This window comes from Desulfuromonas versatilis (genome assembly GCF_019704135.1).
GTDB lineage: Bacteria > Desulfobacterota > Desulfuromonadia > Desulfuromonadales > NIT-T3 > Desulfuromonas_A > Desulfuromonas_A versatilis.
In genome coordinates this window covers 3,785,755-3,811,400 of the sequence record NZ_AP024355.1, presented here as the reverse complement: position 1 = coordinate 3,811,400, position 25,646 = coordinate 3,785,755, and the positions used below count along the sequence as shown (strand labels likewise).

The 25,646-nt window shown below is 61.8% G+C and carries 26 protein-coding genes; 16 read left to right on the top strand and 10 right to left on the bottom strand.

What is annotated here, in order from left to right; translation table 11 throughout:
* Nucleotides 1–21: 21 nt before the first annotated feature.
* Complete coding sequence (locus DESUT3_RS17200) at nt 22–489, bottom strand: RrF2 family transcriptional regulator (RefSeq protein ID WP_221249702.1); 468 nt, start codon at nt 487–489, stop codon at nt 22–24.
* A 138-nt stretch (nt 490–627) separates the two neighbouring features.
* On the opposite strand from DESUT3_RS17200, the gene DESUT3_RS17195 reads away from it, so the two are divergent.
* A complete protein-coding gene (locus DESUT3_RS17195; RefSeq protein WP_221249701.1) occupies nt 628–1,170 on the top strand; it encodes a flavin reductase family protein in 543 nt (180 codons plus the stop codon).
* Nucleotides 1,171–1,301: 131 nt separating this feature from the next.
* Here DESUT3_RS17195 and DESUT3_RS17190 read toward each other — a convergent pair whose 3' ends face one another.
* The 5 genes from DESUT3_RS17190 to DESUT3_RS17170 all read right to left on the bottom strand — a co-directional run bounded on the left by DESUT3_RS17190 (nt 1,302) and on the right by DESUT3_RS17170 (nt 7,399).
* Nucleotides 1,302–1,727 (bottom strand): NfeD family protein, encoded by a 426-nt coding sequence (locus DESUT3_RS17190; RefSeq protein ID WP_221249700.1) that lies wholly within the window; start codon nt 1,725–1,727, stop codon nt 1,302–1,304.
* Nucleotides 1,728–1,796: 69 nt separating this feature from the next.
* Nucleotides 1,797–4,619: a PAS domain S-box protein gene (locus tag DESUT3_RS17185; protein WP_221249699.1), complete on the bottom strand. Its 2,823-nt coding sequence runs from the start codon at nt 4,617–4,619 to the stop codon at nt 1,797–1,799.
* Between the two features lie 133 nt (nt 4,620–4,752).
* Nucleotides 4,753–5,313, bottom strand: coding sequence for a cupin domain-containing protein (locus tag DESUT3_RS17180; RefSeq protein WP_221249698.1), 561 nt, complete (start codon nt 5,311–5,313; stop codon nt 4,753–4,755).
* A complete protein-coding gene (locus DESUT3_RS17175) occupies nt 5,310–6,365 on the bottom strand; it encodes an alcohol dehydrogenase catalytic domain-containing protein (protein ID WP_221249696.1) in 1,056 nt (351 codons plus the stop codon). The genes DESUT3_RS17180 and DESUT3_RS17175 overlap by 4 nt, the downstream gene beginning before the upstream one ends.
* 2 nt (nt 6,366–6,367) lie before the next feature.
* Nucleotides 6,368–7,399, bottom strand: a complete 1,032-nt coding sequence (locus DESUT3_RS17170; RefSeq protein ID WP_221249695.1) for a zinc-binding dehydrogenase — start codon at nt 7,397–7,399, stop codon at nt 6,368–6,370.
* 219 nt (nt 7,400–7,618) lie between these two features.
* Here DESUT3_RS17170 and DESUT3_RS17165 point away from each other — a divergent pair, with 219 nt between their 5' ends.
* The gene (locus tag DESUT3_RS17165; RefSeq protein WP_221249694.1) at nt 7,619–7,858 is read left to right on the top strand and encodes a hypothetical protein; all 240 of its coding nucleotides are present in this window, start codon (nt 7,619–7,621) and stop codon (nt 7,856–7,858) included.
* A gap of 120 nt (nt 7,859–7,978) precedes the next feature.
* Nucleotides 7,979–8,212 (top strand): hypothetical protein, encoded by a 234-nt coding sequence (locus tag DESUT3_RS17160; protein WP_221249692.1) that lies wholly within the window; start codon nt 7,979–7,981, stop codon nt 8,210–8,212.
* A gap of 95 nt (nt 8,213–8,307) precedes the next feature.
* On the opposite strand, the gene DESUT3_RS17155 is transcribed toward DESUT3_RS17160, so the two are convergent.
* Together DESUT3_RS17155 and DESUT3_RS17150 are read right to left on the bottom strand one after the other, a co-directional pair.
* The gene (locus DESUT3_RS17155; protein WP_221249691.1) at nt 8,308–9,171 is read right to left on the bottom strand and encodes an aminotransferase class IV; all 864 of its coding nucleotides are present in this window, start codon (nt 9,169–9,171) and stop codon (nt 8,308–8,310) included.
* A gap of 338 nt (nt 9,172–9,509) precedes the next feature.
* A complete protein-coding gene (locus DESUT3_RS17150) occupies nt 9,510–11,246 on the bottom strand; it encodes an FAD-dependent oxidoreductase (protein WP_221249690.1) in 1,737 nt (578 codons plus the stop codon).
* Nucleotides 11,247–11,451: 205 nt separating this feature from the next.
* Between DESUT3_RS17150 and DESUT3_RS17145 the strand changes: the two genes are divergently transcribed.
* On the top strand, nt 11,452–13,029 hold the full coding sequence (locus DESUT3_RS17145) for a sigma 54-interacting transcriptional regulator (RefSeq protein ID WP_221249688.1): 1,578 nt from the start codon (nt 11,452–11,454) through the stop codon (nt 13,027–13,029).
* Nucleotides 13,030–13,054: 25 nt separating this feature from the next.
* On the opposite strand, the gene DESUT3_RS17140 is transcribed toward DESUT3_RS17145, so the two are convergent.
* Both DESUT3_RS17140 and DESUT3_RS17135 read right to left on the bottom strand, forming a co-directional pair.
* Nucleotides 13,055–13,729, bottom strand: coding sequence for a response regulator (locus DESUT3_RS17140; protein WP_221249686.1), 675 nt, complete (start codon nt 13,727–13,729; stop codon nt 13,055–13,057).
* Nucleotides 13,726–15,129 carry an ATP-binding protein gene (locus tag DESUT3_RS17135; protein WP_221249685.1) on the bottom strand — a complete coding sequence of 468 codons (1,404 nt, stop codon included), beginning with the start codon at nt 15,127–15,129 and terminating at the stop codon, nt 13,726–13,728. The genes DESUT3_RS17140 and DESUT3_RS17135 overlap by 4 nt, the downstream gene beginning before the upstream one ends.
* A gap of 360 nt (nt 15,130–15,489) precedes the next feature.
* On the opposite strand from DESUT3_RS17135, the gene DESUT3_RS17130 reads away from it, so the two are divergent.
* The 12 genes from DESUT3_RS17130 to DESUT3_RS17075 all read left to right on the top strand — a co-directional run bounded on the left by DESUT3_RS17130 (nt 15,490) and on the right by DESUT3_RS17075 (nt 25,582).
* The gene (locus tag DESUT3_RS17130) at nt 15,490–16,209 is read left to right on the top strand and encodes a response regulator transcription factor (RefSeq protein ID WP_221249684.1); all 720 of its coding nucleotides are present in this window, start codon (nt 15,490–15,492) and stop codon (nt 16,207–16,209) included.
* Nucleotides 16,210–16,325: 116 nt separating this feature from the next.
* The gene (locus DESUT3_RS17125; RefSeq protein WP_221249683.1) at nt 16,326–16,595 is read left to right on the top strand and encodes a hypothetical protein; all 270 of its coding nucleotides are present in this window, start codon (nt 16,326–16,328) and stop codon (nt 16,593–16,595) included.
* Between the two features lie 101 nt (nt 16,596–16,696).
* Nucleotides 16,697–17,077, top strand: a complete 381-nt coding sequence (locus DESUT3_RS17120; RefSeq protein ID WP_221249681.1) for a response regulator — start codon at nt 16,697–16,699, stop codon at nt 17,075–17,077.
* Nucleotides 17,078–17,262: 185 nt separating this feature from the next.
* Nucleotides 17,263–17,712 (top strand): EF-hand domain-containing protein, encoded by a 450-nt coding sequence (locus tag DESUT3_RS17115; RefSeq protein WP_221249680.1) that lies wholly within the window; start codon nt 17,263–17,265, stop codon nt 17,710–17,712.
* 191 nt (nt 17,713–17,903) lie between these two features.
* Complete coding sequence (locus DESUT3_RS17110; RefSeq protein ID WP_221249679.1) at nt 17,904–18,164, top strand: hypothetical protein; 261 nt, start codon at nt 17,904–17,906, stop codon at nt 18,162–18,164.
* A 141-nt stretch (nt 18,165–18,305) separates the two neighbouring features.
* Nucleotides 18,306–18,521 (top strand): 4Fe-4S dicluster domain-containing protein, encoded by a 216-nt coding sequence (locus tag DESUT3_RS17105; protein WP_221249678.1) that lies wholly within the window; start codon nt 18,306–18,308, stop codon nt 18,519–18,521.
* A gap of 2 nt (nt 18,522–18,523) precedes the next feature.
* Nucleotides 18,524–19,165: a ferric reductase-like transmembrane domain-containing protein gene (locus DESUT3_RS17100; protein WP_221249677.1), complete on the top strand. Its 642-nt coding sequence runs from the start codon at nt 18,524–18,526 to the stop codon at nt 19,163–19,165.
* The gene (locus DESUT3_RS17095; RefSeq protein WP_221249676.1) at nt 19,162–20,943 is read left to right on the top strand and encodes an FAD-dependent oxidoreductase; all 1,782 of its coding nucleotides are present in this window, start codon (nt 19,162–19,164) and stop codon (nt 20,941–20,943) included. The genes DESUT3_RS17100 and DESUT3_RS17095 overlap by 4 nt, the downstream gene beginning before the upstream one ends.
* Nucleotides 20,944–21,005: 62 nt before the next feature.
* Entirely contained in the window at nt 21,006–22,406 is a 1,401-nt protein-coding gene (locus DESUT3_RS17090) for a TolC family protein (protein WP_221249675.1), read from the top strand.
* 1 nt (nt 22,407) lies between these two features.
* Nucleotides 22,408–23,628 carry an efflux RND transporter periplasmic adaptor subunit gene (locus DESUT3_RS17085; RefSeq protein WP_221249674.1) on the top strand — a complete coding sequence of 407 codons (1,221 nt, stop codon included), beginning with the start codon at nt 22,408–22,410 and terminating at the stop codon, nt 23,626–23,628.
* Complete coding sequence (locus tag DESUT3_RS17080; RefSeq protein ID WP_221249673.1) at nt 23,625–24,368, top strand: ABC transporter ATP-binding protein; 744 nt, start codon at nt 23,625–23,627, stop codon at nt 24,366–24,368. Before DESUT3_RS17085 ends, DESUT3_RS17080 begins: the two co-directional genes overlap by 4 nt.
* Nucleotides 24,365–25,582 (top strand): ABC transporter permease, encoded by a 1,218-nt coding sequence (locus tag DESUT3_RS17075; protein ID WP_221249672.1) that lies wholly within the window; start codon nt 24,365–24,367, stop codon nt 25,580–25,582. Before DESUT3_RS17080 ends, DESUT3_RS17075 begins: the two co-directional genes overlap by 4 nt.
* Nucleotides 25,583–25,646: the final 64 nt, after the last annotated feature.

The following is a 25,646-nucleotide window of genomic DNA, read 5'->3' as shown; positions in this document are numbered from 1 at the left end:
GGAGCGATAATCGGTCATTTGCTAGATGAAATACATGAAGCGATGGTCCAGTTCCTTCTCCAGGCCCAGTTCCTTGCCATTGTTGCAAAGGTCTTTCAGGGTGACGGAGTTGAAATATTCATTGAGCCGGTTGTTGGCTTCGCGCCAGATATTCTGGGTGACGCATTTATTGTCGAATTCGCAGCGGTCCTTGCAACCCTTGGACTCCTTGGTGCAGGCAACCACATAGAGCTCACCCTCGGCCGCGAGGATGATGTCGCGAACGGTGATCTGCTCGGGCTTCTTGGCCAGAAAGTAGCCGCCCTGGGGGCCCCGGCGACTTTTGATCAAGCCCGCTTTCTTGAGATCCTGGAAGATCTGCTCGAGATAACGGGGAGAAATGTTCTGTCGCCTCGATATGTCCTTGATCTGGGCCGGCAGGGTGCCGGAATGATAGGCCATATCGAAAAGGGCGCGTAAGCCGTAGCGACTTTTGGTTGAAAATTTCATGGTCATTATCCTCCAGGATGTGGTTATTCAATTAATAGTAAACTCGACAAGTCCTGTCAAGAATTATTTGGGTTCCGGGGCTTGAGAATGGGCCGATTAATGGTTAACTTGATGGACACAAACGACCCGAGGCCGCTCATGGAAGCACCCTCCCAATCCGAACCGCCATTTTTCCCCACCCCATCGGCGCTGCTGACTTTCCTGGCCCCGGACGGTCGCCCCCGGGGGATTCCCGTCGGTTGGGTGGGCATTGTCTGCTCCCGTCCCTCGCGGCTCTCCCTCTCCTTCCAGTGCCGCGGCGGGCTCAAATGTGATTTCCTCCCTACGGGGGATTTTGCGATTAACCTCCCCACCGATGCGCATCTGGCCCAGGTCGGCTTCCTGGAGCGCCTGGCCGACGAAAATTTCGATATCCTCACTGAACCGGGTTTTTCCCTGACCCGGGGGCAGGTGGCGGAGGCCCCGCTGATCATCGAGTGCCCGGTGCAGGTGGAATGTCGCAAGGGGTCGGTTCAGTCGCGGTTTGACCACTATGTGGTCAGCGGCGAGGTTGCCTGCGTCCATCTCGGGGAGCGCTGCTACGGCGCCGACCGCCCGGTCAATCTCTGCCGGCTGGACCCTTTTACCGCCCTGCGGCGCCTGTTCGGCGGCTCCGGCCAGCCCACCCTGCAGCAGGTCTGAATCTCCGCTGATCCAACCTTCACTGCAGACGCCGGCCCGGCGTCTTTTTTCCCCCCTCAAAAAAAACCACTGAGACCTGCCGGCGGCTTGGACTCGGAGCAACTGTTCGGGGCCCGGATGATCCGGGTGGCTCAGGGTTGCCGGGGCGGGGAGGCCGGCGGCGCATCGGCAGGCTCCACCAGCAGGGTAAGATTCCGCGTCCTGAGCACTCTAACCTGGGTGCCGGCTTCGATGGCCGCTGCCCCCTCGGGAATTTCGGCCTGCCAGAGCTCCCCGCGCACCAGGATGTAGCCGCTGGGGGCGAGCCGTTCGCGGGCGATGCCCCGCAGCCCGGCCATCGGGTCGCTGGTGGCCGGGTCCTGGGGGGCGTAGGCATTGCGCAGCAGGGGGTAAAGGGCCATGTCTTTGGCCAGCCACAGGCCGAGCACTCCCCAGAACAGCCAGCCCGGCAGGGGCTTCCAATGATCGACCAGCAGCAGCGCCGTGGCCAGCAGGGCCAGTTCGGGGACCTGCAGCAGGGCATATTTGAGAAGGGTCGGAGATACTCGAAGGCGCAATTTCATCTTCGGGGGGGCAGTGATAAGGGTTTCCAGGGGACTCGCCGCCCGCCTGGTTCTTTGCGGTGGTCAGTTGAGCGGAGCATTCGCCTGCGGCAGGGTGAAGACCGCCCGGGTGCCTCGGCCCAACTCGCTCTCGATCCAGATCTCACCGGAATGGGCCTCGACGATGCTTTTGGCGATCGCCATCCCCAGACCCAGGCCGCTGACTGCCGTGGTGGAGGCATCGGCACGGTAGAATTTGTCGAACACCCTCTCGAGCTGCTCCGCCGACATGCCGATCCCTTCGTCCTGAACCGAAACCCGCCAGGAAGAATTCCTGATGTCGCAGCCGACCTTGATCCGCGTTCCGCTTCGGGAAAATTTCACGGCATTGCTGAGCAGGTTCTCCAGGACCTGAACGATCTTTCCCTGGTCGATCAACAGCGGCCTGGAAACACTCGGGAAGTCGGTTTCGAACTGGCGGTCCTTGAACTCCTGCCGGTATTGGGACACCAGGCGCCGCAGAACCGCCACGAGGTCGCAGGGTTTTTTCTCCAGGTGGATGACCCGGCCGGACTCCACCCTGCTCAGGTCGAGCAGGTCGTCGATGATTCGCTCCAGGGTAAGGGCCTTTTCGTGGATGAAGGAGAGAAAATCCCTTTTTTGCTGCTCGTTGAGTCCCTGGTCGGTCAGCAGCAGTTCTGAGAAGCCCTTGACGGAGGTCAGGGGGGTGCGCAGTTCGTGGGCGGCCGTCGAAATGAATTCGCTTTTCATCCGGCTCAGGACACGTTCGCGGGTGACGTCCTGCAGTTGACTGATGACCCCGGTCCCCGCGTGCTCCTTGGCCCGGATGGTGGAGGATCTGGCCAAAATGGTGCGCACTTCCCCCGGCTCGGGGGTGGACTGCTCCCATTCGATGGCCGGACCGCCGGTTTCGCTCCCCTCTCTAATGGCTTCAATGTGGCTGACCAGGGCCTGGTTGTCGAGAACCTCCTTGATCGGTCTGTTGAGCACCTCAGCAGCCTCGACCCCGAGCAGTTGCTGCGCCGGGCCGTTCATAAGCACCACCCGGCCCAGGGGCCCGGTGACCATCAGCCCGTCGGAGACGGATTTGAGGATGGCGTCGATCTTGTCCCGGGCCTCTTCGGCTTCGACCACCGCCTGGCGCAGTTTAGTTTCCACCTGCTTGCGGTCGGTGATATCGCGCACCGACTCGATGGCCCCGACCTGGTTGCCATCCTGATCCAGCAGTGGCGAGGCGATCACCCAGACATGGGCGCCCCGGCCCCCGAAGAGCGAGGGGACGAACACCTCGGCCAGCAGCGAATCGCCCCGCCGCTCGACGAAATCGTAATTGGCGGCGGCCCGCGGGTCGGGGGTGCCGACCAGGTCGATGAGAATCGGCCGCTGGTGGTCGTAGAAGGCCCGGGAGTAGACCTGGTTCCCCTGGCCGAGGACCTGCGCTTTTTTTATCCCGGTCATTTCCTCCAGGGCGCGGTTCCAGGCCACGATTTTCTTGTCCCGGTCGATGACGAAGGTGGCGTCCGGGAGAAATTCGATGATGTCCTCCAGTTGCCGGTGGGCCGCACGCAGGGCCCGCTCCGCCCGAATGCGTTGGGTGATCTCCACCATCACCGCCAGGCTGCGCCGGATGCGCCCCTGGCTGTCGCGCTCGGCGATGGCCGAAAGCAGCACGTCGATGACCTCGCCGCTTTTCTTAACGAAACTGCAAGGGACGTTCTTCGTCAGGCCTGTGCGGAAGAATTCGCTCAGGCGCTGTCCGGCCAGGTGCCGGGATTCCTCGGTGAGAAACTCCGTCGATTTTCTCCCCAGCACCTCCGAGCGGGTGTAGCCCATGGTTTCCAGCCAGAAGTCGCTGACGCTGAGCAGCCGCCCCTCGGGATCGATGCTGTGGAGCATGACCGGGGTGTTGTTGTACAGGCTGCGGTAACGCTCCTCTTTTTCGCGCAGGGCCTGTTCCATCCGCTTGCGTTCGGTGATGTCGTGCCCCTCGGCGATCAGCAGGTCGACCTGGCCGGCGGCATCGAGCACCGGGGTGATGGACAGGTCGATATGGCGCAGTTCGCCGTTGGCGGCGCGATTGGTGGTTTCGGCCCGCACCCGCGAGCCGCCGGCGGCGGTCTGGAGGTACTCCTTCAGGCGCGCCTGCTCCATGGGCGAGTGGTCCCACCAGGGGGTATCCCCGAAAAAACGGCCACGGATTTCCCCAAGCTCCGCACCGGCCAGCTCGAGGGCCGCCCGGTTGGCCTCAAGCAGGGTGCCGTCGGGTTCGAGCAGGCCGATCAGGTGGGGCGAGTGGTCAAAGACCGTGCTGAATTTCTCCTGGCTTTCGCGCTGGGCCGCCATGGACTCTAGCAGGCGCAGCTTCTGCACCCCCATCTGCACGATCAGGTCGACGAAGCGGGTGTGGAAATCGAGGATGTCTTCCACTCGCTTGCGGGAGAATATGGGGACCTCTTCCAGCGCGGCGAGGTAGGCGGCTTCGTCGAAGCCGAACTCCCGCGCCTGCCTGCGAAAAACCTCTTTATCCGGGGGCTCGTAGAAGAACTGGCCAAGAAACAGGGTGGCCAGGTGCTTTTCTTCAATGATGATCGGCACGGCGATATCGACCATCTGGTTGCGGCAGTGATATTCGATGAAGCCGCCTTCGGGCAGCGTTCCCGGCTTGCGCAGTTGTTCATGGATGAAGGCATCGCTCTCCCGGCAGCGGCTGGCGGAGTCCGGATTTCGCCGATGGAAGCGGGTACAGATGTCCTGCCAGCCGGTGGCCACCAGAATGGTGCCGCTTGTGTCGATGATCCCCACCGGGATGCCCGAGGCCTGCCAGAGGCTTTCCATCAGAGCCTGGACGGTGGGGACGTCGACAATATCCGAAAAGCGATAGTTCATGCTTTGCCTGTGATGGGGTGAGCTGCAGATGACATTAAAACAATGCTATCTGCTTTTTTGTGCGCAGGCAATGGTTCGGTGGGTTTCGAGGGAGGAAGAATCAGCAAGGGGGAGAGGCAAATGCCTCTCCCGTTCAAGGTTTTACCAGCTTTCCCGCCGGTCCGGCATGGAGCCTGGCGAGCTCATCGGCATCGAGGGGCCGGGGGCGGTCGCGCTCGTGGTTGACGATGCAGAAAAAGCCGAAGGGCTCCTCGAAGGGGTTGAGCAACTGGTGGGGGTCGTCGGGGGCCAGGTAGAGGGTGTCGAGAAAGCCGACCTCCCGCACCTCGCCGGCGATCAGCGCCTGGCCGCGGCCGCGGATGCCGACCACCACGTGTTCGTGCCGGTGCTTTTCCAGCGACGAGTTGCCGCCGGGGGCGATTTCGAAATAGCGCAGATCGAAGCGGGCGCTCTCGCCGCGATTGCCGATCAGCACGTTACGGGCGATGGCCGCCCAGCCGCCGGCCTCGGGTTTGTACTCCTCGCGCTTGACCCCCTCCCAGCTGAAGTCGGGCAAAAAACGGTAGAAAGCGCTGCGGTTGTCGGCGCCTTCGGCGGGGGCTCCGGCCCAGTCGCAGCTGGCGCCGCTGGTGGCCTCGCGTCCCTCGCCGGGGACCCAGTCGCAGCTGCCGGGGCTCTGCTTTTCGTCGGTCATGCGCCCTCCTCGAGAACGACCAGGGATTTGAGCGATTCGCCGCCTTTCACCGTCGTGGCGAAGGCCTCGCCGGCCCGCTGCAGGGGAAAACGGTGGGTGACCAGCTGCTCGGGGCGAATCGCCCCCCGCGCGATCAGCTCCAGGGCCTCGCGGGTGTCGTAGGGGCCGCAGGAATAGGAGCAGGCGAGGGTGATTTCGTTGAAATAGAGGAAGTGGGGCTCGAGTTCCAGGATCTGCCCGGGCGGCGTGGGGGTAAACAGCAGCACCGTTCCGCCCGGGGCGCAGGCGCGGATCCCCTCGGCCATGGCCCGCGGCGTGCCGGGGCCGACGATGACCCGCTCGGCTTTGCCGCCGCCGGTCAATTCGGCGACCTTTTCCGCCAGATTGTCCCGCGAGACGTCGACCACGGCGTCCGCCCCCAGCTCGAGGGCCTTCTGCAGACGCCAGGGAACCAGGTCGGCGGCGATGATTCGCGCTGCACCGTAGGCGCGGGCCACCAGGATGTTAAGCATACCCATTACCCCCAGCCCGGTGACCAGCACCGTCTCGCCGGGCAGCAGGCCGGATTTTCTGATCCCCTTCACCGCGCAGGCGGCCGGCTCGACCAGGGTGCCACCGGCGAAGGAGACCCCCTCGGGCAGCTTGAGGGTATCGGCCAGGTTGACCTCGGCGACGCGCACGTACTCGGCCATGCCGCCGGGGTCCAGCTGGCTCTTTTTCCAGGTCGGGCAGAGCGAGTAGAGGCCGCGCCGGCAGCGTTCGCAGACGAAGCAGGGGGCGTGGTGGTGCATGAACACCCGGTCGCCGGGGGCGAAATCCTTCACCTCTTTCCCGACCTGGACCACGGTGCCGGCCGGTTCGTGACCGAGCACCAGGGGGGCCTTGGCGCGGATGTACCAGTCCATCACGTCGCCCGAGCAGACCCCGCAGGCCGCCACCTTAACCAGGATCTCGCGGGGGCCGATGGCCGGCACCGGGCGTTGTTCGATGCGGATGTCGGCGAAGTCGTGGACCATCGCCACCGCCATGGTGTCGGGGATCGGCAGGGTCATCTTCAGTCCTCCGGGATCAGGGCGTATTTGAGCCCCTCGCCCCGCTGCAGCCGCTGCAGGGCCTGCTCCAGGCGGCCCAGGGGGAGCCGCTCGCTGATCAGCGGGGCCACGTCGATGGCCCCGGAAACCAGCAGCTCGCGGGCCTCGGCTACGGCGGCGGGGGTGAAATGAAAGACCCCGTCGAGGGTGATCTCGTCGTAATGCAGCCGCCCGGTGTCGAAGCTGACCCGGGTTCCCGAGGGGCAGCCGCCGAACAGCAGCACCCGTCCCCCTTTCCGCACCATCTGCAGCGTGGCCTCCCAGACCTCGGGGCGGCCGGTGCATTCGATGACCTGGTCGGCGCCGCGCCCCTCGGTGAGCTGCAGGATGCGGGGGATGGCGTCCTCGCGGTCGACGTTGATGGCCAGCTCGGCGCCCAGGCGCCGGGCCAGCTCCAGGCGCCCCTCGCGGCGGCCGGTGACGATCACCCGCTTGACCCCGCGGGCCTTGGCCAGCAGCAGAAACAGCAGGCCGATGGGGCCGGCGCCGATGATCACCAGGGTCTGCTCCGGGCGCAGCGGCTGCACGGTGCAGCCGTAGACCACGCAGGCGAGCGGCTCGAGGAACGCCGCCTCCTCGAAGGAGAGCTGCGGCGGCTTGTGGAACACGTTGCGGGCGACGATATGGGCCGGCAGCAGGATCTGCTCGGCGAAGGCGCCCAGCACCTTGGTCTCCATGATCGACTCGCAGAGGTTCTCCTGGCCGGCCCGGCAGTAGAAGCATTCCCCGCAGGGGGCGGTGTGCACCGCCATCACCGCGTCGCCGGGGCCAAAGGCCGTCACCCCCTCGCCGACTGCCGCCACGGTGCCGGAGAACTCGTGGCCGAAAGGCGAGGGGAGGGGAATCTTGGGATGGCCGCGCCGCCAGGTCTTCAGGTCGGTGCCGCAGGTCAGCGCGGCGCGCACCTGCAGCAGCAACTCGCCCGGCCCGGGAACCGGGGAGGGGCCTTCGTGGCACTGGATGACGCCGGGGGCGGCGAGGACATAGGTTTTCACGGCGTTCCTCTTGGTCTGGTGAGCGGCCCCGGGGCAAGACGCCGGGGGGCTGCCATTGTAGGAGCTGCCGGGTTGGATTTCAACGAAATTTTCGATGGTTTTCCCCTGCCGGCTCCCGGGGAATAGGCAAGGGTTTATAATAGGATTATCCGTCAAAACAAACAGTCGGTCCAACGGACTCCGTATCTGTCTATATCTTACCGGCAAAGGGATAACCTCATGTACGAAAACAAGGAGCAGTACGAGACGCTGGTCAGAGAAAAGGTGGTTCTTCTGGAGTGGTCCCTCGGGCACCGCATCCACCACCAGGATACCGGCAGCTGCCCGCGCTGCGGCAGCTGGGGGCAGTTCGACATCCAGGGCCTGGGGTTTGCCGCCGGAATCGGCAATTCCATCTATTACAGCACCGTCTATGACGAGTGGCGCTGCCGGGTCTGCGACTACCGCATGTGCGCCTGATAGCCCGCGGGCGCGGGCGGCCTGGCCCGGTTGTCCGCGGGACAAAACCCTTTACAATGATAGAAAGTGTTGGCGTGGGGCGGCAGGGTGCTGCCGCCCCCGATGGAAAAGGAGATGGTCATGAACACTGTTATCAAGGACGAGGATGTGGTCCCCCGGCTCATCAGCCACTGCCTGAAGGACCACGGCGAGGCTGAGCGGCTTTTCCAGGCACTGATAACCGACAAGCAGAACGAAATCGATCTGCCCGAAGGGAAACTGCACCTGACCAAAGCACAGCTGGACGAATTCGTCGAGCGCTACAGCTCGGAGGTGGGGCCGGTGCTCTGGGAGTCAAAGCGCGCAAAGACCTGAAATGTTACCGCGAAGATCGCGAAGTCAAAATCCGGTTTTTGCCTCTCTTCGTGTCCTTCGTGCACTTCGTGGTGAAAAGGCTTTTTACGAATTCCTCAAGGCACGATGCCCATATCCCGGTGCAGTTCTTCTCGCAGCCGCCGGGCGATGGGGCCGACCAGCCCCTGGTTGATGGTGAAACCGTCGACCTTCACCACCGGCATGACCTCCAGGGAAGTGGAGCTGATAAAGACCTCGTTGGAGAACTTCAGGTCCTGCAGCAGGTATTCCCCGGTGATCACCCGCAGGTTCATTTTCTCTTCGCAGAGCCGCATGATCGTCGCGCGGGTGACCCCTTCGAGCAGCCCGGTGGAGGCGTCGGGGGTGAACACCCAGTTGTCCCTGGTCCAGAAGATGTTCGATGAGGCGCCCTCGCAGACGTGGTTCCTGTTGTTGAGCATGATCACCTCGAAGGCCCCGGCATCTTTGGCCTCGAGTTTGCCCAGCAGGCTGTTGAGGTTGCTGATGGATTTTATCTTCGGGTTGATCGCCTCCGGGGCGTTTCTGCGGGTTCGCGCCACGTGCAGGGCGATCCCCTCGTCGTAGTAACTGCTTTCGAACCCCCGGAACTCCTTGGCGATGATCAAAAAAGTCAGGTCGTTGGTGATGGCGCGCCTGAAGCCGATCTCCCCCGTGCCGCGGGTCACGGTGACCCGGTAGTAGGCGTTTTCCAGGTTGTTCATCTCGCGCAGCTCGAGCAGAATCTTCTCCAACTCCCGCTCCCGGAAGGTGGTGGGATAGACCAGGGCCTGGGCGGATTGCTGCAGCCTCGCAAAATGATGGGAAAACTGGTAAAGGCGCCCGCCAATGGAGCGGAAGCTTTCAAAGATCCCGTCCCCGTACAGAAACCCCTGGTCGAATACCGAAACCGCAGCCTCCTCGGCCGGGACGAATTTTCCGTTCAAAAAGACAAAGCTCATGATCGATGCCTGCAGCTGATGGGGAGAACGGGCGATTTCGAATGATGGGGCTTCTGTCAAATTCTAACTTAACCTTTTGAGCCTTGAAAGCAATAAACCTAAAAACGGCAATTGGACTCGGGTAGGGTCGGATAAATTCCGATAAAACAAAGTCCTGGTATTTATTCAGAATTTAGCCCTGTGGGTTTTGGGGCTGAATTCTTTGGGTCTTTGAAGATCAGACTTAATCAGATTTGATCCGTGGCCAATTGATTTTTTCAGGATAAAAAAGCCCCGGAATCCAATGCGCAAAGGATAACGCGCGGTTCCGGGGCTCGGGGGGGGCAGAGAAAAAGGGCTCAGGCCACCTGCTCGATCGCTCCCTCGGGTGTTGCGGGTTCGCGGATCGGACCCGTCTCCAGCTCGAAGGGCCAGGCGAGGATCCCGCCTTCCATGAAGCGCACTTTTTCGAAGCCGGCCGCCTGGAGGATCAGTTGCGCTTCGTATCCTCGCAGGCTCAGTTTGCAGAAAGGGATGATCTGCCGATCCCGGGGCAACTCCGCCAGCCTGGCCCGCAGGGCGCCGAGAGGGATCAGGGTGGCGCCGGGGATGCGGATCTCGGCGTGCTCGGCAGGGGAGCGCACGTCCAGCAGCAGTGCGTCACGGTTTTGCTGGCGCAGCTGCTGGACTTCCAGCGGATCGAGGCTGGCGGCGATGCCGTCGAGCTTGTTGCGAAGCACGTTGGCCGCCTGGATCAGCGGGTCCATGGCCGAGGCGAAGGGGGGCGCGTAGGCCAGGTCCATGGTGGCCAACTGGTCGACGCTGGCCCCCAGGGTCAGGGCCGCAACCAGGGTGTCGATGCGCTTGTCGACGGCCCCGGAGCCGAGAACCTGGGCTCCCAGCAACCGGCGGCTGGCGCGCTCGGCGACCAGCTTGATGATGACCGGTTTGGCCCCCGGATAGATGTGGGCGCGATCCGGAGCCGAGGCGAGCACCGTGACCGGGTCCCTGCCGAGCAGGCGGGCGTCCTCCTCCGAGAGGCCGCTGCGGGCCACGTTGAGATCGAACACCTTGACGCTCAGCGAACCGAGGATGCCGGGAAAGCGCTCCTCGCGGCCGCAGAGGTTGTCGGCGACCACCCGGCCGTGCTTGTTGGCGGTGGAGCCGAGGGGGACGTAGACCTTTTTGCCGCTCAGCAGATCCGTCGATTCGGCGCAGTCGCCGGCGGCGAAGATGGCCGGGTCGGAGGTCTGCAGCCGCTCGTTGACGGCGATGGCACCGGTGGGCCCGATTTCCAGCCCCGCCTCGCGGGCGAGGCTGACCTCGGGGCGCACGCCGATGGCCATCACCACCAGGTCGGCGGGGTAGCTTCCGGCTGCGGTAATCACCCGGGTCACCTTTCCCGCTTCCCCCTCGATGCGCTGCAGCGCTTCGGAAAGGCGCAGATCCACCCCGTTCTTGCGCAGCTCCCGGTGGACCAGCGCCGCCATGCCGAAGTCGAGGGCCGAGGCGAGCACCTGGTCCTTCATCTCCAGCAGGGTTACGGCGATCCCCCGCTTGCGCAGGGCCTCGGCCATCTCCAGGCCGATCAGCCCGCCGCCGACGATCACCGCGTGGCGGGCCTGCTGCGCCAGCTCCATGAGCTGCTCGGCATCCTCGGGGCTTTTCAGGGGATGCACCCCGGCCAGGTCGATCCCCGGCAGCGGCGGCAGAATCGGCCGGTTGCCGGTGGCCAACACCAGGGCGTCGTAGGGCAGGACCGACTCGGTCCCCGAGGCCAGGTCGCGGATGCGGACCCTTTTCGCCGCGCGGTCGACGGCCAGGGCCTCGGTGCCGGGGCGCACCTCGAAGCCTTTGACCTTGCGGAAAAATTCGGCATCGCGCAACACCCCGGCGGGGGTCTGCATGACTTCATCCAGCTCTTCGAACAGACCCTCGATATAATAGGGCAGGGCGCAGGCTCCGTAGGAAACCCGACGGCCCCGTTCCAGCACGGTGATCTCGAGCTCGGGGTCGAGGCGGCGCAGCCGTGAGGCAGCCTTCATTCCGGCGGCCACCCCACCGACGATCACAATGCGGCGCTTATTATCCTGCATGGGCAATGGCTCCTTTTGCTGAGGATGGATGCGAGAACGAACCTAACAGATGTTTTATTGCATGTCAATTATTGAATATATTAACTTTTGAATTTATCCGTGAAATCCTGCGAACTGGACGAAACCATTGAGTTGTTGGCCGTAGGCCTGGTTCAGGGTAAACTGGCGGCAGTTCTCCATTCCGCCTTGGAGGTGACGCCGAAACATGAAATTGAGGATTCTTTTTTCCGACCGAGTCGGCATCGTCGCCGATATCGCCAACCGCATGGCCGAGCTGGCGGCGAGCATCCTCTCCATGGAAGTGGATGTGCAGCACCGGCAGGCGATCGTCTACCTCGAGGTGCGCTGCGACGACCCGGCCCTGAGTCGCGAGGGGCTGTTGACGCGGCTGCGGACCATCCCTGGGATGCTGGAAATCGCGACGATCCAGACCCTTCCCCAGGAGCGGCGCGAGAAGCGTTTCCAGGTGGTGCTGGACAGCATCAGCGACGGTATCCTCGCGGTGGACGAGGACGGTCGGGTGGCCGCCATCAACCGGGTGGCCCAGGAGATTCTCGACTGTGACGCCAGCCAGGTGCTCGGCAGGCCGCTGGGCGAGTTGAAATTCTCCACCGCCCTGACCGAATGCCTGACGGGGAAGACCTACCTCAACCGAAAACGCGACCTGATCAGCGCCCGGGGGCGGTTCCAGTTCTTCGCCACCGGCAAGCCGATCCGCGACTCCCGCGAACGCATCGTCGGTGCCGTGGAAATCCTCAAAGACATGAAGGAGGTCAAGGAGCTGGCCAACGCCGTGGTCCAGCCACAGCAATACACCTTCGGCGACATGGTCGGGCAGAGCCCGGCGATCCAGGCGGCCATCGCCTTCGCCCAGAAGATCGCGGCCACGGACGCCATGGTTTCGATTCGCGGCGAAAGCGGCACCGGCAAGGAGCTCTTCGCCAGCGCCATTCACGCCGAGAGCGGCCGCGGCGGTCAGTTCGTGCCGCTGAACTGCGCGGCCCTGCCCGAGCAGCTGCTGGAGAGCGAGCTGTTCGGCTATGTCGGCGGGGCCTTTTCCGGGGCGCGCAAGGAAGGCAAGCCCGGTCTGTTCGAGGTGGCCAGGGAGGGCACCATCTTTCTCGACGAGATCGCCGAGATGCCCCTGAACCTGCAGGCCAAGATGCTGCGGGTGATCCAGGAGGGGTGCGTGCGCCGCATCGGCGGGACCACCGAGGTGCCGGTCAACGCCAGGATCATCACCGCCACCAACAAGAACCTCGAGCGGCTGGTGGAGCAGAACCAGTTCCGCGAGGACCTCTATTACCGCATCAACGTCTTTCCCATCCACATCCCGCCGCTGCGCGGCCGGCCCGAGGACATCGCCCTGCTGGTGGAGCATTTCCTGTTCCGTTTCAACGCGCGGCTCGGCAAGAAGACCCAGACCCTCTCCGCCGAGGTCCTGGCCAAGCTGACTCGCCACCACTGGCCCGGCAACGTGCGCGAGCTGCGCAACGTGGTCGAGCGGGCGGCCATCCTGAGCAACTCCGAGCAGATCGGCGTCGACTGCATCCTCTTCGGCGCCGAACTCGGCCGGGCCATGCAGGCCGGCGGTCCGACCTTGGCCCGCCTGGGCGAGGGCGAAACCCTGCCGGAGTTGATGGAGCGCTACGAGAAGCAGCTTCTCCGCGCCGCCCTCGAGAAGTGCCGCAGCATCCGCCAGTTGGCCCGCCAGCTGGGGGTCTCCCACACCACGCTGCTGAACAAGATGAAGAAGCACGATCTTGGTTTGGAGAGGAAATGAGACGGCGTGAAAAACTAAAAAAGGTTCAAATGGGTTCGTATTTGTAACCGACGCCGTAGATGGAGTGAATCAGCTCAACGCCCTTAGCGGCGGCGGAAATTTTTTTCCGGAGTTTCTTGATGTGGCTGTCGATGGTTCGATCACAGACGATACGCTGATCGCTGTAGAGAAGGTCCATCAACTGATCGCGTGAATAAATACGGCCGGGCTTGTTGGCGAGAATGCTCAGCAGCTTGAATTCGAGGGCCGTCAGATCGAGTTTTTCCCCCACCAGCGTCGCTTGATAGCTCTCTTCGTCCAGGGATAAAAGGGTTTGAGTGTCTTCCCGCGAAGGTTGAGAGCTGCGGCGCAAAACCGTTTTGACCCGCGCCACCACTTCGCGCGGGCTGAAGGGTTTACAGATATAGTCGTCCGCGCCCAGCTCCAGACCGATCAGCCGGTCGATCTCTTCGACGCGCGCAGTCACCATGATGATCGGCACATCGCTGAACCGGCGGACCTCCTTGCAGATCTCCAGCCCGTCTTTTCCTGGCAGCATCAGGTCGAGCAGTACCAGGTTCGGCCGGTTTTCTTTCACCCATTCCACGGCCGTTTCCCCACTTGCCAGCCAATCGGTTTCGTAGCCGGCCTGCCGCAGATAGTCGCGATGCAGGTCGGCCAGCCGTTCTTCATCTTCCACGATCAGTATCCGTTCCTTCATGCGAATTCTCCGGTGGAAAGAGGCAGGTCGAGGCGGATATGCAGCCCGCCATGCTTCGAGGGGCCGGCGTTGATCTCGCCACGATGGGCTTCGACGATGTTTTTGCAGATGGCCAGCCCGAGGCCGGCTCCCCCGGTGGCGCGGCTGCGTGATTGTTCGCCGCGGTAGAGGCGTTCGAAAAGCCTCTCATATTGGGAGGGATCGATGCCCGGTGGGGTGTCTTCAAAGTCGATCCGCAGGCTCTGACCGCTGTTTGTGGCGCTGACTTCGAGCAGGCCCGGAGCCTTGGTATAGCGCAGGCTGTTTTCGAGCAGGTTTGTGAACAGTTGCCGCAGCCGGTCCGGATCGGCAGACATCACGCAGCTCTGGTTGGGCAGGTCGAGGCGCAGCTCCAGGCCCTTGGCGGCAAAGCGCGCCTCGTTCTGGGCGGCGGCCTCCCGGAACAGGGCCAGCGGGTCGATGCGGCGCATCTTGTAGTCGAGGGCTCCAATGTCGGACATCGACAGCTCGTAGAGGTCGTTCACCAGCCGCGTGAGATGCCGGGCTTCATCGTGCAGGGCGCCCAGGGTCTTGGGGCCGACTTCCCGTATTCCGTCCTGCAGGGCCTCGATGTCTCCCTGCAGGACCGACAGCGGGGTGCGCAGTTCATGGGCAATGTCGGCAACCCACTGCTTGCGGGCCTGCTCGTTCTTCTCGAGGGTGAAGGCGAGGCTGTTGAAATCGTTGCAGAGCTGTCCCAGTTCATCGCGGGCGGCGGCCTGGATTCGGGTCTGATATTGCCCTGCCTTCAGCTTGCGGGTGCCGGTGGTGAGCGCCTTGATCGGCCGCAGCAGCTGCGTGGTCAGGGGAAAGCTGATGAGCAGGGAAAGCACCGCTACACTCAGGGCGACCAGGGCGAAGGATTGGGTCTGTTGCTCAAGAAACAGCAGGTCGCCGGCCTCGGAGAGCTCCTGGGGCGGAACCAGCGAGAGGTAGCCGATGGTCTGCCCCTCCAGGGCTACCGGCTTGAGGTTGGTCGCCGGCAGATCGGGCGGGCCGATGATGATTTGCCGGTCGGCGTCATACAGCGCCAGGCGCGCGCCCTTGCCCGGGGGCGGCCCCAGCGCCGGCCCGGGCGGGGGCGGGACTTTCGGGGCCGGCCCCCGGTTATCCCGGCCGGAGAGCAGCAGCTTTTCCCAGACCCTCGGGTTGTCTTGGATGACCTGCCAGCTGCCTTGCCGGGCATATTCCTCGGCCAGGCGCGGCATGAGCTCCTCCATTTCGGCGAGCTGCTGCTGATTGACATAGTTGAGAAAGCCGCGGTCGAAGTTCCACTGGATGAACAGGAACATCCCGCCGGAGACCAGGCAGCTGGTCAGCAGCAGGGTGAAAAACAGTTTGTATTTGATCGGCAGGTGCATGCTGCTTCCTTTGTTTGGCGTGTCGTGAATACAGGCTAGCCGACGAATGTGGAAGAAATATGCATTCGCTGCAAAGGATAACCTGGCGGCACCCGTTCGCGATCCGCGCTCCCGAATTTTATCCTCATTTCCTCCACAATTGCTCCTTAATTCGGGTCCATCCTGTCAGCCAGGAACAAAATGGCGGGCCTCCGGGCGAAGGCGGGGAGCCGATGTCCTTCTGGTCCGCGATGCGTGGAGCTGATGCCGAATGCCTGGCGACGGCACGCATCTGATGAAAAGATGGATGATCCAGGGAGTTCACCTGCAAGTCGTTCCGGAGCCCGTTGCCTGGATCTTCTCAGAAAAAGGAGTGGCTTGATGAAAACCGAAACCCTACTGCTGGTTTCACCGCGGGTTGAATTTCGCCAGACGATGGCGTGTCTGCTGAAGGATGCGGCCGGCCGGATTTTTCAGGTGGCGCCGGAGCAGGTTATGTATGCGCTTGAAAAAGAGCAGCCGCAACTGGTTCTTCTTGATGGCCATGCAGAAGGGATAGCCGTTCTGGCGGCTTGTCGCGAGCTACGTGCAAGCTACCAGGGCCTGCTGGTCTGCGTCATGGAGGGCAGCGCTGTCCACCTGCGGCTGCTGGCTCTGAGCCTGGGGGCCGATCTCGCGCTGCCCAGTTCAGAGGCTGGCCATTTGATTGCCGCGCAGATCAAAGCGCTCCTCCGGCGATTCGGCACTCGCCACCCTTCCACCCTGTACCGTTTTGGCGAATTGTTGATCGACGCTGGCCGGCGGGACGCTTACGTCGCCGGGCGTGCCGCTGAGCTGTCGACCGTCGAGTTCGATCTGCTCTGGGCCCTGGTACTCAGGGCCGGGGTTGTCGTCTCCCGGGAGGAACTCTATGCCGAACTCAACCATGCGCCGTACAACGGCTATGATCGCGGTGTGGACATGCATGTCTCACGAATCCGCAGAAAGATCGGCGATGACCCTCTGCGCCCTGTCCTGCTGAAAACCGTTCGCGGCGTCGGCTATCAATTTGTCGGCCTGAACCACGACCAGAGCGCGCTGCAAACTGTTACATCCGGTTGACAATTTTACCACAGTCTTCTCTGCCGTCCCTGCCGATGCGGCATGCAACGGAAGTCCCCCGGCAAACGGACGTCAGCCAGGAGGTTAATCGTAAGTACCCGACAACAAGGAGGTTCATGATGAACAAACAGCTACTCAAGGCAACCATGTTACTTTCCGTCCTCGCGACCTTGGCTCTCACCATCGGCTGTGCTGGCAACGGTCAGGGCCGCGGTCCTCATGGCGTACCCCCCGAAGCGATAGCGGCCTGTGAAGGCAAGAGCGCTGGCGACAGCGTCAAATTCACCGACCGCCGGGGCGAAACGCTTGAGGCGACCTGCCAGGAGCAGGACGGTCAATTGGTCGCTGTGCCTGACAAAAGGCCCAGAGGTGGTGGACCCCGCTGACGAGTGTTCACCGCCGGTTAAGGGATTTGCGGCAAATGGACTGGCGTGCTGCCGTGGTTGCATGAGCAGCATGTCACCTCCCACCCTATAGAGGCATGCACATGGAATCGCAGCTGGCTAGGAAAAAAGCTGATGGATCTAACTACAGAATTCTCGTTGTTGACGACAGTGAGGACATCCTGCAACTGCTCAAGGCAGGTCTGGGCAGATGTGGTTTCGATGTGGTCACCGCCAGCGACGGTCAAGATGCCATGGCCAGGTCAGATAGTGAGATTTTCGACCTCGTCCTGACTGACATCTGCATGCCAGGGATAAATGGCAATGCTCTGGCCAGGCACATAAAATACATCAAGGAAGAGGTGCCGGTCATTGCATTGACTGGTTCTGTCGATTTAGCTGGAGATCATTTTGACATAGTCATAAAAAAGCCATTTAGAATTAATTTCATACTGAACTTGATCAATGACTTCATTGTTCGATAGTTGTCGGCAAGTTTGTCGGCCTGAGCGCCGCTCAAAGCGCGTTACAAACTTTTACATCCGGCTGACAATTTCACCACAATCTTCCCTGCAGCCCCTGCCGATACGGCAGGCAAGGGGAGTCCCTCGGCAAACGGAGGTCAGCCAACACCTTAATTTTGGAGGTCAAGATGATCAGCAGTGTAGGTATGAACAGCACCATGTCGATGATGAGTGCCAGTAGCATGCAGCGACAACCGCCGCCACCGGACAGGGATGTCTTCAAGGTGGCCGATTCCGACAGCGATGGACAGGTATCCGCTACCGAATTGAAAACCCTCGCCGCGGGGATCGAAAAGATCACCGGCAACAGCCTGAATGTCGAAGAGGCGCTTACCACCTTCGACGAAGACCAGAGCGGCTCTCTCAGCGGAGAGGAGTTGTACGGCCTGTTGTCGAGCCAGGGTTTCAATCCGGCCGAAATCATCGGTGGCGAAAATGGTGAATCCGGCATGGCGCCACCCCCGCCTCCGCCGCAGCAGGTCAGTTCGGCGTACGCGGCCAATGCGGGGGGCGACACCCTCGGAGAATTGATCGAATATCTGCAAAGTCAAACCGGGAGTGGCAAAGATTACACGGCTTTTGAGCTGACAGCCTAGCTCCTGCAGCTGAAGTTTGTCCCGACGGCTTTCCTTGACCCGAATCCGCCAATCAATATTCCGGCGGATTCGGGTTTTTTTCTGCCCATCTCTGACTTTTCACATTTCCTCCCCATTTGCTCCACATTCGCCGGCTAATTTGACCACCAACCAAACCCAAACGAGGTCGAGAGACCGAAAGGAGTACAACAATGAAACAATCAGCCAAGTTCAAACTCGCCTTGATCACCGGTCTGATCTGCCTGATGCCGATGGTCGCCTTCGCGGCCGATCAGCAGGGGCAGGGGCGCCCCAAGGGCCCGCCGCCGGAAGCGATCGCCGCCTGCGAGGGCAAGAGCGCGGGGGACAGTGTGGAATTCACGGGGCGGCGTGGTGACACCCTGAAGGCCACTTGCCAGGAAGTGGAGGGACAGCTGGTGGCCGTGCCTGACAATGCACCCCAGGGCAGGTAGCCGCCACAGGGCAGCACCGCAGCGAAAAAACCGCAATGCCTGGTGCTGACAGGCATTGCGGTTCTAATCAGGAGGGGCTTGTGAGATCAACGAGGGTAGAGCGGCAAGGCGCCCTTCAACCCAGGGCCAAGGAGGAAGTTCATGGCGATAAAACAGATAAGAGGCTGCATCGGTTGCGGGACCTGCATCAAGACCTGCCCGACAGACGTAATCCGGCCAGACCGGAAGTCAGGCAAGGCGTTCATCAAGTATCCGGCCGATTGCCAGATCTGCCACCTGTGCCGCATGTACTGCCCGGTGGATGCCATCAGCATTACTCCGGACAAGTCGATTCCGGTGGTCGTCTCTTGGGGATGAAGATGACTGAATATCTAAAAAACAATGTCCAGCTGCAGATTCTGGCGGTTTTTAGCGGTGGGCCGCTGCTGATCTGGGCCGCCGCCGGCGATCCCGGGCGCACGCCGCTGAAGGAATCGCTTTCGGTTCTCACCATCCTGGCCTTCGGCCTGATGATCGGGCTTTTCTACCTTGCCAGGCCCAACCGGGCCGCGGTGAGGAAGATCGGCGCCGCCAAGCTGCTGCGCTGGCATAAACTCATCGGCTACGCGGCGGTGCCGGTGCTGCTCGTGCACCCGGTTTTACTGGTGGTGCCCAGATACTTCGAGGCGGGCCTTGCCCCCGGCGAAGCGTTCAGAACCATCGTTACCACCACCTCCAGTTCGGGAATCCTGTTCGGCCTTGGCGCCTGGTGCCTGATGCTGCTCCTCGGCCTGAGCGCCCTGCTGCGCAAGCAGCTGCCGCTCACCTATCCAACCTGGCGGATTGTTCACGGCGTACTGGCCCTGCTGTGTGTGGTGAGCGCTGCTTTGCATGCCCTCGATCTCGGCCGTCACGCCGACAGCGCCATGGCCGTGTTCGTTGTGCTGCTGTCGGCAGGCGGAATCTATCTGCTGCTGAAGAGCTACGCCGCCAAAGAACAACCCGAGGGGGAAAAAAGATGAACACCCAGAAGAACAACAGTGGAATGTCGCGGCGCAGTTTTATGGCGGTTGCCGGCGGCACCGCCGGCCTTGCGGCCATGGCGGCCATGGGATTTTCGGCCATGGGCCGGGAAGCCGAGGCCAATATCCGGGAGATCGATGTCGATGGGATCAGCCTTGAAGAGCATGAAACCGATATCCTGGTGGTCGGCGGCGGCATGGCCGGGTTGTTTGCGGCGGTCAAAGGTCACGATGCCGGCGCCAGGGTGCTGATGGTCTCCAAGGGGCGCCTCGGCTCCTCGGGGCAGACCCCGTTTGCCAAGGGGATTTTCGCCTACGATGCGGCCAAGGAGGACGTGAGCCTGGAGGAGTTCGTCGCCAGCGTCTCCCGCTCGGCCCTCGGCACCAACAACCCGGTCTTCACCCGGCAGCTGGCCGAGCACTCGCTGGCCCGGGTCAAGGAACTCAGGGAGTGGGGGTTCTTCGATTCGCCCCTCTACTTCAACGCCTTCAGCAAACCGCTCAAAGAGCGCAACATCCCGGTCATCGAGCGGGTCATGATCACCCACCTGATCAAGGAAAAGGGGCGCATCGCCGGTGCCGCCGGTTTCAGCTTCGATGCGGGCAAGGTCCATATTTTCAAAGCCAAGAGCGTCGTCCTCTGCTGCGGCGCCGGCGGCTTCAAGCCCAACGGCTTTCCGATCTGCGACCTGACCCACGACGGCACGGTCATGGCCTACAAAATCGGCGCCAAGGTGACCGGCAAGGAGTGGAACGACGGCCATGTCGGCCAGGCGACCAACGCGGCGGCCTGCTATGACGGCTGGCACGGGATGTTCGACCGCAAACCGGGGGTCACGGGGGTTGGAATCCGCCATGACCTGGGGGTGGATATGAACTATCGCGCCTACGTCCAAGGCGGTCCGCTGGCCATGGGGCCTCCGGGGCGCGGTGGCGACGGCGAAAAGATCAGCGGCGGTCCTTACCGCCCGGCGGAGTTCAGCGAAAACAAGCGCCGCCCCGGCCCGCCTCCCGGCGGTGACAAGGACAGACCGGACGGCCCGCCTCCCGGCGGCGACAAGGACAGGCCGGGCGGTCCTCCTCCCGGAATGGCCCACAGCAGCTCGGTCGGTGGTTCTTCGGCCGGGATGTCGATCCACAAGGCGGAAGGGCTGGTGCCGATGGATGAGACCGGGGCCTCCACCATCCCGGGGCTTTGGGCCGCGGGGGATGCCCTCGGCTCCCACATGGCCGGTGGCATTTACACCCAGATCGGTTCTTCTCTGGCGGGGTCGGCCGTGCAGGGGGCGATTGCCGCGGAAGCTGCGGCGAAGTACTGCCAAAAGGTCGCCCTTGCCACTATTCCAGCAGCGAAACAAAAGGCGGTTGAAGCAGAAATCCTCGCGCCGCTGAAGCGGGACAAGGGCTACGGCCCCGCCTGGGTCACCCAGACCCTGCAGGGGATCATGATCCCCAACTTCGTGCTCTACATCAAAAAGGAGAGTCTGCTGAAGGCGGCCCTGGCCTACGTCGAGGAGCTGCGCGATCATCACCTGCCGATGCTGCGGGCGGCCGATATGCACGAGCTGCGGCTGGCCCACGAGACAGCCAACATGATCATCAACGCCGAGATGAAGCTCAAGGCATCGATCATGCGCAAGGAGAGCCGCTGCAGTCACTACCGCCTCGATTACCCCGAGCTCGACAACACGAACTGGAACGCCTGGATCAACATCTCCCAGGGGGAAAACGGCGAGATGAGGCTGGAAAAACAGCCTTTTGGCAGCTGGCCGGCATAAAAGACCTGGCCCTTGACCGGCAGTAGCCGTCTGCTGGTCAGGAATTAGGTTGGATAAGGATCATGGATAAGAAAGACAGGATACGGGCGACGGGTTTTCGAGTTTGGCCTACAGTGCTCATCACTTTCATTGTTCTGGCCCTGCCGAGCCGGGGAGACTGCGAGATTCCAGCCAAGCAGGTTCTTTCTCTTGGACAGGCTGTGCTCATCGCATTGAAGAACAATCCCGGCTTGAATCGGCAAGCCAATGCGGTGGCGAGTGCGGAAATTTCTGCTTCTCAGCAGCGGACCAATTTCTATCCGGACCTTCAAATCACAGCCACCGGATCGAAGCACTTCGATAAGGCGTACGAGCAAACCACGGGCCAGGATGAAAATCGCAACTATTCATCCATCAACACCGAGCTGTCCTCAACGGTTAACCTGTTCAACGGGTTCGCCGACATCGCCGGCCTCAAAAGCGCCGAACTGGAATTGGGTGCCGGGCGGGAGACCCTTTCCCGAGAAGAACAGGCCCTGGCTTTCGAAACGATTTCCAGTTTCATCCAGGTGTTAACGGATCAGGCATTGATCCAGGTCGAAGAGGAAAATCTGCAAGAGAACCGCAAGCTGTTGGAGCGTATCGAGAACCTCTATCAGGCGGGCAACCTGGCGCTCAGCGATCTCTACCAGCAGCAGGCGGAAACCAAACAGGCAGAACTGGACCTGCTGGAAGCAAAACGTACCCTCAACGACAGCAAACTGGTCCTGATGCAAACCCTGGGACTGCCACCAACGACCCGCTACCAGGTCGCCACACCCGATTTCGAGAAGCTGTCCCTGCCGTTAGCAGATGAAGATCTGGACCAGATGACTCTTCTCGCGCTGGCGAACCGCTCCGATCTTAAAGCGCAGCAGCGACAAATCGAAGCGGCCGGGCAGCAGGTACGCCAGGCCCGGGCAGGTCGGTTGCCCAAAGTTGACCTTTTTGCCAGCTTGGCCTCCGATTACACCAGCCTCAATGAAGAGAGCCGCTTTTCAGACCAGTTTATGGATGACAACCCGAGCGCCACCGTCGGGATCTCTGTTTCAGTCCCACTTTTCGACCGCTACCTGACCCGCACCGAAACTGCCAAGGCCACCATAGAGCAGCGCAATGAGCAATTAACGCTCAGGGAAAAAGAACTCCAGGTCGGTCTCGAAATAGCACAGGCTCTCCAAGACTATCGAACCACGCAGAAACAGGTCGAGGTTGTCGAAACAAAGCTCATCTCTGCCCGTCAATCGCTTCAAGCCTATGAGGAGCGCTACCGGGTGGGCGCATCGACCCTGGTGGAACTCACCCAGGCACGGACTCAATACGTAACCGCAGCGTTTGACCAGATACAGGCCAGACACAGCCTGGTGACTCAAGAGATTGCGCTTGCCTACTATCTTGGGGACATGGAGCCGGTGTTCGCTGCCCTGGAGCTGGAGAAAACTTAGAATGAAGATACGAAAACTCTCACGAGTGAGCAAAGCAGGGGTCGCGCTTATCGGGGCTCTGACCCTGGTGATTCTTGCCTGGTGGGCCTTCGCCCAGCAGGGACCGCCCGGGGCACCACCCTTAGTCAAGTTCGCTCAGGTGAGCCGGGGAGACCTTGAGATCATCGTCTCCAGCACCGGGACTCTCGCTGCCGTGGAAACCGTGGAAATCGGCACCCAGGTTTCCGGGACGATAGAAAAACTGCTGATCGATTACAATGACCAGGTCAAAAAAGGGCAGGTCTTAGCCATTCTGGATCAGGCCCTTTTCAACGCCTCGGTCAACAATGCCAAAGCAGCCGTGCTCAAAGCCCGGGCGGAATTCACGCAGGCAGAGGCCGAGTTCGAGCGCAATGCCCCGCTCTTTGCCAAGGGCTACATCTCGGAACAGGAGTTTCTCCCCATCAGCACGGCGGTCGATACGACCAAAGCCGCTCTGCAATCGGCGGAAGCCAACCTGCAGCAAGCCCGGATCAATCTTGAGCATACGGTGATCCGTTCGCCGATCAACGGCACGGTCATCGATCGCAGCGTCGATGCCGGGCAGACGGTGGCGGCGAGCCTCAGCACCCCCACCCTGTTCCTGATCGCCGAAGATCTATCCCGCATGCAGATCGAAACCCAGGTCGACGAAACCGACATCGGTCAGATTCGCCAGGGGCTTCCGGTGCGTTTTACGGTGCAAAGCTATCCGGAGCAGATCTTTGTCGGAACCGTTCGGCAAATCCGGCTGCAGCCGAAAACCGTCGATAACGTGGTGACCTACACCGTGATAGTCGAAGCAGGCAACGAATCGAGGCGACTGATGCCAGGGATGACCGCAACCGTTGATTTCCTTGTCCATCAAGCCAAAAGCGCACTTCTGGTGCCCGTTGCCGCGCTGAATTTCAAACCGGACTCCAGGTTTGACAGGGCATCGGTCAATGCCAAGGCAGGGGCTAGTCAGGTATTTTGCCCTGAGGATGGTGGACGGTTGCGGCCCGTCAACATCACCACCGGACAGAGCGACGGACTGGTCACCGAGGTCACCGGCGGGGCCCTTGAGGAAGGGATGAGGGTGGCCATCGGCTTCCAACAGAAAGAGGATGGTTCTGGCCCTGATCGCGGTTTTTCTCTGTTTGGCCTGGTGGGACAAGGACAGGGCTCAGGGCCTGGTCCGGGTCCAGGGGGGCCTCGACCATGAGCGCCGAAATCAGGCTCTCTCATATCCGCAAAGTCTTTTCCCTCGGCGATGTCGAGGTGAAGGCTTTGGGCGGGGTCTCGTTGAGTATTTGCCGTGGCGAATTCGTTGCCATCATGGGCAGCTCCGGAAGTGGAAAATCGACCCTGATGAACATTCTTGGCTGTCTCGATACCCCGACCAGCGGCAGTTACAGCTTTGAAGAGGTGACCGTCGAAGGCTTGAACCGCAGGCAACTCGCTGACCTGCGCAATACCAAGATCGGGTTCGTGTTTCAGGGGTTCAACCTGCTGCCCCGCACCACGGCCTTGGAGAATGTGGAACTGCCCTTGCTCTATGATCGGCACCGCACGATCGCCAATCCTCGTCAGAGCGCTATTGCCGCATTGAAGCGCGTCGGGCTGGGGAATCGCCTCGACCATGAACCGAACCAGCTTTCCGGCGGACAGCAACAGCGGGTCGCCATTGCCCGCGCCCTGGTGACCCAGCCGGCGTTTATACTGGCAGACGAGCCGACCGGCAACCTTGACAGCCGCACGACCCTGGAGGTCCTTGCCCTGTTCCAGGAGCTGAACCGGGAAGGCTTGACCCTGGTGATGGTCACCCACGAAGCGGAGGTCGCCTGTTACGCCAGCCGACTGGTGGAGCTACGCGACGGCCTGCTGCTGCGGGACGAAGCGATCGGCAATCCTCGCAACGCTGCAGCAGATCTTGCGGCTGCCGATGCAGGGGGCGCCTCATGAAATGGCGCAAGCTGGTCTTCGTCGCCTTGAAAAGCATTGCCCGCAACAAGATGCGCAGCCTCTTGACCATGCTCGGGATCATTATCGGCGTCGCTTCGGTGATCACCCTGGTCGCCCTGGGGGAGGGTTCACAAAAAGATATCGAGGGCGATGTGGCTTCCCTGGGAACGAATTTACTCATGGTGCGCCCGGGAAGCGCACAGTCAGGCGGGGTTCGCGGCGGGGCCGGCAGCCGGGCGAGCCTCACCATGAACGATGTCGTCCGCCTGGAGAAGGATGGCAGCCTGCTGCGTTGGGTCTCCGCCGAAATCCGCGCCAATGGCCAGGTGATTGCCGGCAACAACAACTGGAATACCAGTGTCATCGGTGTCGCGCCGGAATATCTGTCGATCCGCAACTATCAGATCGCCAGCGGATCGTTTTTCAGCGATCGCGAGTGCAAAACCAGGGCAAAGGTTGCGGTGCTTGGCAAGACCGTCGCCGATGAACTCTTTCCGGATCAGGACCCCGTGGGGTCGAACCTGCGGATTCGCAATGTCCCCTTCAAGGTGATCGGCGTATTGGCGGAGAAAGGCCAATCGGCAATGGGCAACGATCAGGACGATATCATCCTCGCGCCTGACGCCACCGTCCTGTACCGCTTGAGTAACGGCAAGAACATCCAGGACATCTCCGCCAGCGCCTTCAGCGAGGAGCAAATGGATGCCGCCAAGGCCCAGCTCACCACTTTGCTGCGCAGTGAACACCGCCTGGCTCCAGGTGCTGAGGATGACTTCCAGATTCGCGACCAGACGGAGATTATCGAGATCGCCACCCGGGTCACCGGCACCCTGACGCTGCTGCTGAGTTCCATCGCGGGGGTTTCGTTACTCGTCGGCGGGATCGGCATCATGAACATCATGCTGGTCTCGGTCACCGAACGCACCCGGGAGATTGGCATCCGCCTCGCCATTGGCGCCAGGCCGCTCGATGTTTTAGCGCAGTTTCTCATCGAAGCCGCCATCCTCAGCCTGCTCGGCGGCCTGATCGGAATCCTGTCCGGCTTGAGCGCAGCCTGGGGCGTCGGCAGATTGCTGGGCATCAGCGCGGTCTTAAACCCCGCCGTTGTGATGATGACCGTGCTTTTCACCGGGGCCGTCGGAGTGTTTTTCGGCTTCTACCCGGCCCGCAAAGCCGCCAATCTCAATCCGATCGATGCCTTGCGCTATGAATGACATCAGCCCCTGTGTATCGTGCTCGAATTCAGTATGTTCTCCCCTGCGTCAAATAGAGCACCTG

What these genes read in the sequence shown, in the direction of transcription:
- DESUT3_RS17200 (WP_221249702.1), bottom strand. Translation starts at nt 489, where the DNA reads ATGAAATTTTCAACCAAAAGTCGCTACGGCTTACGCGCCCTTTTCGAT.
- DESUT3_RS17195 (WP_221249701.1), top strand. Translation starts at nt 628, where the DNA reads ATGGAAGCACCCTCCCAATCCGAACCGCCATTTTTCCCCACCCCATCG.
- DESUT3_RS17185 (WP_221249699.1), bottom strand. Translation starts at nt 4,619, where the DNA reads ATGAACTATCGCTTTTCGGATATTGTCGACGTCCCCACCGTCCAGGCT.
- DESUT3_RS17180 (WP_221249698.1), bottom strand. Translation starts at nt 5,313, where the DNA reads ATGACCGACGAAAAGCAGAGCCCCGGCAGCTGCGACTGGGTCCCCGGC.
- DESUT3_RS17175 (WP_221249696.1), bottom strand. Translation starts at nt 6,365, where the DNA reads ATGACCCTGCCGATCCCCGACACCATGGCGGTGGCGATGGTCCACGAC.
- DESUT3_RS17165 (WP_221249694.1), top strand. Translation starts at nt 7,619, where the DNA reads ATGTACGAAAACAAGGAGCAGTACGAGACGCTGGTCAGAGAAAAGGTG.
- DESUT3_RS17160 (WP_221249692.1), top strand. Translation starts at nt 7,979, where the DNA reads ATGAACACTGTTATCAAGGACGAGGATGTGGTCCCCCGGCTCATCAGC.
- DESUT3_RS17155 (WP_221249691.1), bottom strand. Translation starts at nt 9,171, where the DNA reads ATGAGCTTTGTCTTTTTGAACGGAAAATTCGTCCCGGCCGAGGAGGCT.
- DESUT3_RS17150 (WP_221249690.1), bottom strand. Translation starts at nt 11,246, where the DNA reads ATGCAGGATAATAAGCGCCGCATTGTGATCGTCGGTGGGGTGGCCGCC.
- DESUT3_RS17145 (WP_221249688.1), top strand. Translation starts at nt 11,452, where the DNA reads ATGAAATTGAGGATTCTTTTTTCCGACCGAGTCGGCATCGTCGCCGAT.
- DESUT3_RS17140 (WP_221249686.1), bottom strand. Translation starts at nt 13,729, where the DNA reads ATGAAGGAACGGATACTGATCGTGGAAGATGAAGAACGGCTGGCCGAC.
- DESUT3_RS17135 (WP_221249685.1), bottom strand. Translation starts at nt 15,129, where the DNA reads ATGCACCTGCCGATCAAATACAAACTGTTTTTCACCCTGCTGCTGACC.
- DESUT3_RS17130 (WP_221249684.1), top strand. Translation starts at nt 15,490, where the DNA reads ATGAAAACCGAAACCCTACTGCTGGTTTCACCGCGGGTTGAATTTCGC.
- DESUT3_RS17125 (WP_221249683.1), top strand. Translation starts at nt 16,326, where the DNA reads ATGATGAACAAACAGCTACTCAAGGCAACCATGTTACTTTCCGTCCTC.
- DESUT3_RS17120 (WP_221249681.1), top strand. Translation starts at nt 16,697, where the DNA reads ATGGAATCGCAGCTGGCTAGGAAAAAAGCTGATGGATCTAACTACAGA.
- DESUT3_RS17115 (WP_221249680.1), top strand. Translation starts at nt 17,263, where the DNA reads ATGAACAGCACCATGTCGATGATGAGTGCCAGTAGCATGCAGCGACAA.
- DESUT3_RS17110 (WP_221249679.1), top strand. Translation starts at nt 17,904, where the DNA reads ATGAAACAATCAGCCAAGTTCAAACTCGCCTTGATCACCGGTCTGATC.
- DESUT3_RS17105 (WP_221249678.1), top strand. Translation starts at nt 18,306, where the DNA reads ATGGCGATAAAACAGATAAGAGGCTGCATCGGTTGCGGGACCTGCATC.
- DESUT3_RS17100 (WP_221249677.1), top strand. Translation starts at nt 18,524, where the DNA reads ATGACTGAATATCTAAAAAACAATGTCCAGCTGCAGATTCTGGCGGTT.
- DESUT3_RS17095 (WP_221249676.1), top strand. Translation starts at nt 19,162, where the DNA reads ATGAACACCCAGAAGAACAACAGTGGAATGTCGCGGCGCAGTTTTATG.
- DESUT3_RS17090 (WP_221249675.1), top strand. Translation starts at nt 21,006, where the DNA reads ATGGATAAGAAAGACAGGATACGGGCGACGGGTTTTCGAGTTTGGCCT.
- DESUT3_RS17085 (WP_221249674.1), top strand. Translation starts at nt 22,408, where the DNA reads ATGAAGATACGAAAACTCTCACGAGTGAGCAAAGCAGGGGTCGCGCTT.
- DESUT3_RS17080 (WP_221249673.1), top strand. Translation starts at nt 23,625, where the DNA reads ATGAGCGCCGAAATCAGGCTCTCTCATATCCGCAAAGTCTTTTCCCTC.
- DESUT3_RS17075 (WP_221249672.1), top strand. Translation starts at nt 24,365, where the DNA reads ATGAAATGGCGCAAGCTGGTCTTCGTCGCCTTGAAAAGCATTGCCCGC.